This is a genomic window from Oceanospirillum beijerinckii DSM 7166 (assembly GCF_000422425.1).
Classification (GTDB): Bacteria; Pseudomonadota; Gammaproteobacteria; order Pseudomonadales; family Halomonadaceae; genus Oceanospirillum; species Oceanospirillum beijerinckii.
In genome coordinates this window covers 47,414-53,976 of record NZ_AULT01000046.1, presented here as the reverse complement: position 1 = coordinate 53,976, position 6,563 = coordinate 47,414, and the positions used below count along the sequence as shown (strand labels likewise).

The window sequence follows — 6,563 nt, the reverse complement described above, 5'->3', positions numbered from 1 at the left end:
GCTGGAGCTGGAGCTGGAGCTGGAGCTGGAGCTGGAGCTGGAGCTGGAGCTGGAGCTGGAGCTGGAGCTGGAGCTGGAGCTGGAGCTGGAGCTGGGCGATCAGAAATTTCTGTTTGTACAGTGTCAACCGTTTCCTGCTCTTTCGCTAACATCCAAGCAGGTTTCTGGAAGCCTGTATCCTCTTCCCTCCCAACCGTCGTTTTCTCTGTTATACGAGGCGCTGTTTCTACAGACACTTGAACTGGAGCGGATTGCTCCTTCGCCACCTCGCTTGAAACCACTACAGGTTCTTCTGGATGACTTTGATACTGAGATTGAGATTTTGGTCGGAGTTGGGCTTGAGGTTGAGGTTGAGCCTGAACTTGAGGCTTAATTGCAGACTCGATTGTAGGTTCAACTTCCTGCTCAACCACTGGTGCAGCGGCTTCATAAGCGACCTTCGCAACAGGCTCTGTAACCTCAGGCTGCTCAGTTGCCATATCAGTCGTTGCAACGGTCTCTGTCGCAATAACCGGCTCAATATGAGGTTGAACAACAGGCTCTACTGCCTCTACTGCTTCAGCGACTGGAGCATGATCAACTAAAGACACCTGAGGTCCGCTATTATCTTGTGTTAGAGGCAGCCCCTGCGATGAAGACGGATCTTGAGCTAGGTTCTGATTCAAAGCCTGGGATGGCATCGAACCCTGAGCTTGAGTAGTTGCATTCACAGGCTGCATGATCCCTGCCTGCTCAGACATATCAGCAGCAGCTCCCTCAGGATTTTGCACTTGGACCCATGGCTGTGGCTGTGGCTGTGGCTGTGGCTGTGGCTGTGGCTGTGGCTGTGGCTGTGGCTGTGGCTGTGGCTGTGGCTGTGGCTGTGGCTGTGCAGTATAAGGCTCATCAGTAGCCACCAAAGGCGCCATTACCGGAGCAGCAGCTTGCTCCCCAGCATGAAGAGATATCGACGACTGAACAGAAGCATCACCCAGATTACCAAGTGAAGGTTCAACCCGTTCATTATGCGAACTGGCAGCAGGGATATCCAACCCCGGTTCAACCCGCTTCTGTTCTTTACCTTCAGGTATAGGCACCGACTTAAATACGGGCGGTAGTGCAGGTCGACGACGCCATAAATTCACTAACCTATCTTTTAACTGTGCAATGGCTGACGGTCCTTTTTCTACACGCGCCGTTTCAGCAATATGACCAGACTCAGCAGCAAGTTTAGACGCCCCCTCAGCTACAACCTCAGAGTTTGATCGCCCCTGATAAGGTGTATGAATTTTCGGCCCTTTGCGCACCTTATTCTCAGGTTTGAGTTCAGCCTTTTCAGGCTCGGGACGCGTAGAAAATAGCGGTTTTTTCGTCTCGGGTGCCGAGTAATGTTCAGGCAAACCAGCGCTGGAGTCTTTCGCCTCCTGACGTAGCCAGTTGTAGACACGCATACCAAACTTCTCACCATAGAAGCCAGCTTCATCCATGACCCGCAACCAAGACCAGCCCGTTAGCAGAGTAAAGCCCGCCATCCAGATTGCCAGCATCACCATGGTTGCACCGAGTAAGCCAAAACCAGATAACGCACTGGTTATAGACTCCCCTAATGCACCTCCGGCAGCATTAGGCAGAGCACTTTCAGGATGAAAAAAGTGTAAGCTGCCTAACGTCGAAGTAGAGATCAGCAAACATAAAAAACCCGCACTACGAATAGCGACAACAGGCCGCTCAGGACGGAAGCCTGATCTTTTACCCAGCTTGACCAAAGCCAAGCCTAAAAACAAAATAGGAAACAGATAAGCTGAATATCCCAACCCGGAATACATTAAGCCTGAAACAAAAGCACCAAAACTCCCCATCAGATTGATCGGTTCTTCAGGACTGTAAGCACTTGACCAACGGCCATCCGCTTTGTCATAACTGGTCAGGGCAACAAATAAAAAGGTACATAACGCCAACAACAAAATGGCTAAACCTTCACGGGCTGTACTGCGGATACGTTCCGTTAGCGATTGATCTGATGAAGAATGTTGGTTGGAGTTCATGAAATGTCTACCATTAAAAACTGAAGCTATATAATACCTGAGCCAAGAAACAAGCAAAATCAATAAGCAAGATGAAGGATAAGAAAACCCCATGATTGAACTGCCCTGGCTTGACCCGGAAGGTCCTGCTCTGTTTCCTAACGTCGAAACCGCACTGGAAGACCCACCGGGTCTACTGGCTTTTGGGGGCAATTTAACACCTGAATGGCTAATACAGGCTTACCGCCAAGGCATCTTCCCCTGGTACAGCCCTGGCGAACCCGTGCTCTGGTGGTCCCCTAATCCTCGCATGATACTAATACCCGACAAAATTAAGATTCGTAAAAGTTTGCGTAAGGTGCTGAAAAAAAAACCATTTGAGGTTACATTCGATCAGGCTTTTGAACAAGTCCTTGAAGGCTGCTCAGCCGCTCGTGCCTATACGGATGAAACCTGGATTTCAGACGAGATGAAAGCCGCCTATACCCGACTACATCAGGAAGGATACGCTCATTCTGTAGAAGCTTGGCAGGATAGCGAATTAGTCGGAGGCCTCTATGGTGTGGCTGTAGGCAAGATTTTTTGCGGTGAATCCATGTTTACCCGGGTGAACGACGCATCAAAAGTAGCCTTTGTGCATCTGGTTGAGCAGCTGAAAGCATGGGACTTTAAACTTATTGATTGCCAGGTCTATACAGACTACCTGGCCAGTTTTGGCGCAGAAGAAATCGAAAGAACAGTATTTCTGGACCACCTTAAATGGTATGGAGCAGCCCCAAGGCTGCCAGGCCAATGGAAAATCAGTGAGAGCATTAAGGAATCGATCTATTGAGTATTGAAACACCCTTTATCGAATCTCAGCTACGCTTTTATATGACCGTTCCACACGCCTGTAGCTACCTGGACGGAAGAGAAGCCACAACGCTGTTTCTTGATCCGGAACACCCGTTGACGACGCAGGTCTATGACCTTTTATCTCTAGTCGGTTTCCGGCGCAGCGGACGACATCTTTATCGCCCAAATTGCAAAGGATGTGATGCCTGCATCTCTGTACGCGTACCCGCTGACCAGTTTAAACCGAAACGCAAACATCGAAAGATCCTTAATCGCAATCAAGATTTAAGCGTCCGGGTCTTACCCGCCCGCTTTTGCCAAGATCATTACGACCTTTACGAGCGCTACGTTAATGAACGACATTCTGATGGCGATATGTACCCTGCATCAGAAGATCAGTACAGATCATTTCTGAATCTGGACAAACCTTTTTCTCATTTGGTTGAATTCCGTGACAACGGTAACAAACTCATAGCGGTTTCCGCTATGGACCTGTTAAATCATGGTTTATCGGCAATATATACTTTCTTTAATCCTGATGAAGAAAAGCGTTCTCCGGGTGTTTTTGTTGTGCTCTGGCTCATCCGTTTCGCTGAAAGCCGCGGCCTACCTTATGTTTACTTGGGCTATTGGATAGAAGCCTGCCGTAAAATGCGCTACAAAACGGAATTTCAGCCTTTAGAACAGTTAAGAGACAATCACTGGTACCCATTACAAATACAAGACAATCCTGAAAGCAAAGATATCTGATGAATAATCAGGTTAAGCGTCATTAATTGCTCATATAATGAGCAATTAATGATTCAACAGAGACTTTTTTCAATTTATTCCGGGAACTTTTTGCTAAGCTGGCGAAAATAAGGCAAAATACGCGCGATTTTTTGTGTGTAGCTTCATCTGGCTTGAGCCAATTAAAGGTTTAAGTTCAAGTAAACAATACGCATTGATTCGCACATAGACAGCAGAAAAACCCGAGGTAATTCCTGCATGGCAAAAGAAGATTCCTTTGAAATGGAAGGCACCGTGGTTGACACGCTGCCAAACACTATGTTTCGTGTCGAACTGGAAAACGGTCACACTGTAACTGCTCATATTTCTGGCAAAATGCGCAAAAACTACATCCGCATTCTGACCGGTGACAAGGTTAAGGTGGAGCTGACACCTTACGACCTGTCTAAAGGCCGTATTGTATACCGCGCTCGTTAATCTGCGCACGGTTCTTGAAAAGCCTGGCATCCTGCCGGGCTTTTTAGTTTTTGAGTTATAAACCTTGCGCGATTAGATTTTCTCACTTCCAGTTCAGGCATAGCCCTACAGCAAGATCACACCTTGACACCAAAACAATAAAAAAGGGCAGCTCCCGAAGTAGCCACCCTTTGAATTTCACTTAATCAGCATCAGCTATGCAGATTAAGACACAACATCAAGCCGGAGCATTCTCTTTTTCAGCTTCCAGCACAAGCTCACCTTCATCATTAATGGTGATATGCACCTCACCACTGGACTCTGCCAGATCACCGAACAGCAAGATCTCTGCCAATGGTTTTTTGATCTTCTCCTGAATCAGGCGAGCCATAGGACGCGCGCCCATTTCAGGATCGTAACCATTCTCAGCCAACCACCCCTTCGCTTCATCATCAACAATCAGATGGACTTTCTTCTCATCCAGCTGAGCTTGCAGCTCAACCAGGAATTTATCCACCACACTCTTGATCATCTCGAAGTTCAGCGCGCTAAACTGGATAATACCATCCAGACGGTTACGGAACTCAGGCGTGAAGGTCTTACGAATCACCTCCATACCGTCGGTACTGTGATCCTGATGAGAGAAACCGATAGAGCGACGACTCAATGCTTCTGCACCCGCGTTAGTGGTCATAATCATCACCACATTACGGAAGTCCGCCTTACGGCCATTGTTATCAGTCAGCGTACCGTGATCCATCACCTGCAGCAGCAAGTTAAACGCTTCTGGGTGTGCTTTTTCAATCTCATCCAGCAGCAATACACAGTGCGGGCTCTTGGTGATCGCTTCAGTCAACAGACCGCCTTGATCGTAACCTACATAGCCCGGAGGTGCACCGATCAGCCGGGATACGGTGTGACGCTCCATATACTCCGACATATCAAAGCGAATCAGCTCGATACCCATGATATTAGCCAGCTGCTTGCTCACCTCGGTTTTACCCACACCGGTAGGACCCGCAAACAGGAAAGAGCCGATAGGCTTCTCAGGAGACTTCAGGCCCGCACGGGACAGCTTGATCGCATTAGACAGTGAAGTAATCGCATCATCCTGACCAAAGACCGGCATCTGCAGATTTTTCTCCATATCCTTAAGTACTTTCTTGTCAGATGTGGTAACACTTTTTGGTGGAATTCGGGCGATCTTCGCCACAATGGCTTCGACCTCATCCACACGAATCGTAGAAACACGCTCACTTTCCGGTAGCAAACGCTGATAAGCACCCGCTTCATCAATCACGTCAATCGCCTTGTCCGGCATATGGCGATCATTGATATAGCGATCTGCCAATTTAGCGGCAGCCTCCAGCGCTTCGTCGGTATACGCCAGGTCGTGATGTTTTTCAAAACGACTGCGTAGCCCTTTCAGAATTTCGATAGTGTCATCGACTGAAGGTTCCAGTACATCCACCTTCTGGAAACGGCGTGCCAGCGCACGATCTTTTTCAAAGATACCGCGAAATTCCTGGAACGTCGTAGAACCGATACAACGAATTTCACCGGAGCTTAGTAGCGGTTTCAGCAGGTTAGAGGCATCCATGACGCCACCGGATGCAGCCCCCGCACCAATAATAGTGTGGATCTCATCGATAAACAGAATCGCATGAGGTTGTTTTTTCAACTCACCCAGCAATGCTTTCAGACGCTTCTCGAAGTCACCACGATATTTAGTCCCGGCCAATAACGCGCCCATATCCAGCGAGTAAACCACACTCTCTTCGATCACTTCAGGCACTTCACCGTCAATGATACGTTTAGCCAAACCTTCAGCAATCGCTGTCTTACCGACACCAGCTTCCCCCACCAGCAGCGGGTTATTCTTACGGCGACGGGCCAGAATCTGAATCACACGCTCAACTTCATGATCACGACCCACCAGAGGGTCGATCCGACCCGCACGGGCCTGCTCATTCAGATTGGTGGAATAACCCGTTAGCGGACTGTTGGCATCACCTTCGGTACTGCCTTCTTCCACATCCTCGTGATCATGATCATGGCCCAAACCTGGGTTATCATGCCCAGCCACTTTTGAAATGCCGTGTGAAATATAATTCACCGCATCCACACGGGCCACGTTCTGCTGGCGCAGGAAATAAACCGCCTGGCTTTCCTGCTCACTGAAAATAGCGACCAATACATTGGCACCGGTCACTTCACTTTTACCCGATGACTGCACATGGAACACGGCGCGTTGCAGCACACGCTGAAAGCCCAGCGTAGGCTGAGTTTCACGCTCCATCTGATCATCAGGAATCAGCGGGGTGGTACTGTTGATAAAATCCTGTAAATCGATACGCAACTTATCCAGGTTGGCACCACAGGCTTGCAGAACCTGAGCTGCTGAACTGTTATCCAGCAACGCAAGTAAAAGATGTTCTACCGTCATAAACTCATGGCGCTTGCTACGCGCAACGGTAAATGCAGCATTTAATGTTGATTCGAGGTCTTTGCTTAACATGGGGCTACCCTCACTTGCCGCTA

Annotated in this window: 5 protein-coding genes; 3 read left to right on the top strand and 2 right to left on the bottom strand. The window is 48.7% G+C overall.

Features of this window, described 5'->3' with window-relative positions; genetic code table 11:
• Positions 1-2,024, bottom strand: a 2,024-nt coding sequence (locus H579_RS29475; protein WP_028301225.1) for a DNA translocase FtsK 4TM domain-containing protein, incomplete at its 3' end; no start/stop codon positions are given.
• A 91-nt stretch (positions 2,025-2,115) separates the two neighbouring features.
• Here H579_RS29475 and aat point away from each other — a divergent pair.
• The 3 genes from aat (at position 2,116) to infA (ending at position 4,043) form a co-directional block, all read left to right on the top strand.
• Positions 2,116-2,835 (top strand): leucyl/phenylalanyl-tRNA--protein transferase, encoded by a 720-nt coding sequence (gene aat / locus H579_RS25715; protein WP_036566326.1) that lies wholly within the window; start codon positions 2,116-2,118, stop codon positions 2,833-2,835.
• On the top strand, positions 2,832-3,587 hold the full coding sequence (locus H579_RS0114085) for an arginyltransferase (protein WP_028301224.1): 756 nt from the start codon (positions 2,832-2,834) through the stop codon (positions 3,585-3,587). The genes aat and H579_RS0114085 overlap by 4 nt, the downstream gene beginning before the upstream one ends.
• Positions 3,588-3,824: 237 nt before the next feature.
• On the top strand, positions 3,825-4,043 hold the full coding sequence (infA, locus tag H579_RS0114080; protein WP_028301223.1) for a translation initiation factor IF-1: 219 nt from the start codon (positions 3,825-3,827) through the stop codon (positions 4,041-4,043).
• 217 nt (positions 4,044-4,260) lie between these two features.
• On the opposite strand, the gene clpA is transcribed toward infA, so the two are convergent.
• Positions 4,261-6,540, bottom strand: coding sequence for an ATP-dependent Clp protease ATP-binding subunit ClpA (gene clpA, locus H579_RS0114075; protein ID WP_028301222.1), 2,280 nt, complete (start codon positions 6,538-6,540; stop codon positions 4,261-4,263).
• Positions 6,541-6,563: the final 23 nt, after the last annotated feature.

Bases quoted from the DNA above. Each gene is read 5' to 3' on its own strand.
- clpA (WP_028301222.1), bottom strand. From the start codon at position 6,540: ATGTTAAGCAAAGACCTCGAATCAACATTAAATGCTGCATTTACCGTT.
- aat (WP_036566326.1), top strand. From the start codon at position 2,116: ATGATTGAACTGCCCTGGCTTGACCCGGAAGGTCCTGCTCTGTTTCCT.
- infA (WP_028301223.1), top strand. From the start codon at position 3,825: ATGGCAAAAGAAGATTCCTTTGAAATGGAAGGCACCGTGGTTGACACG.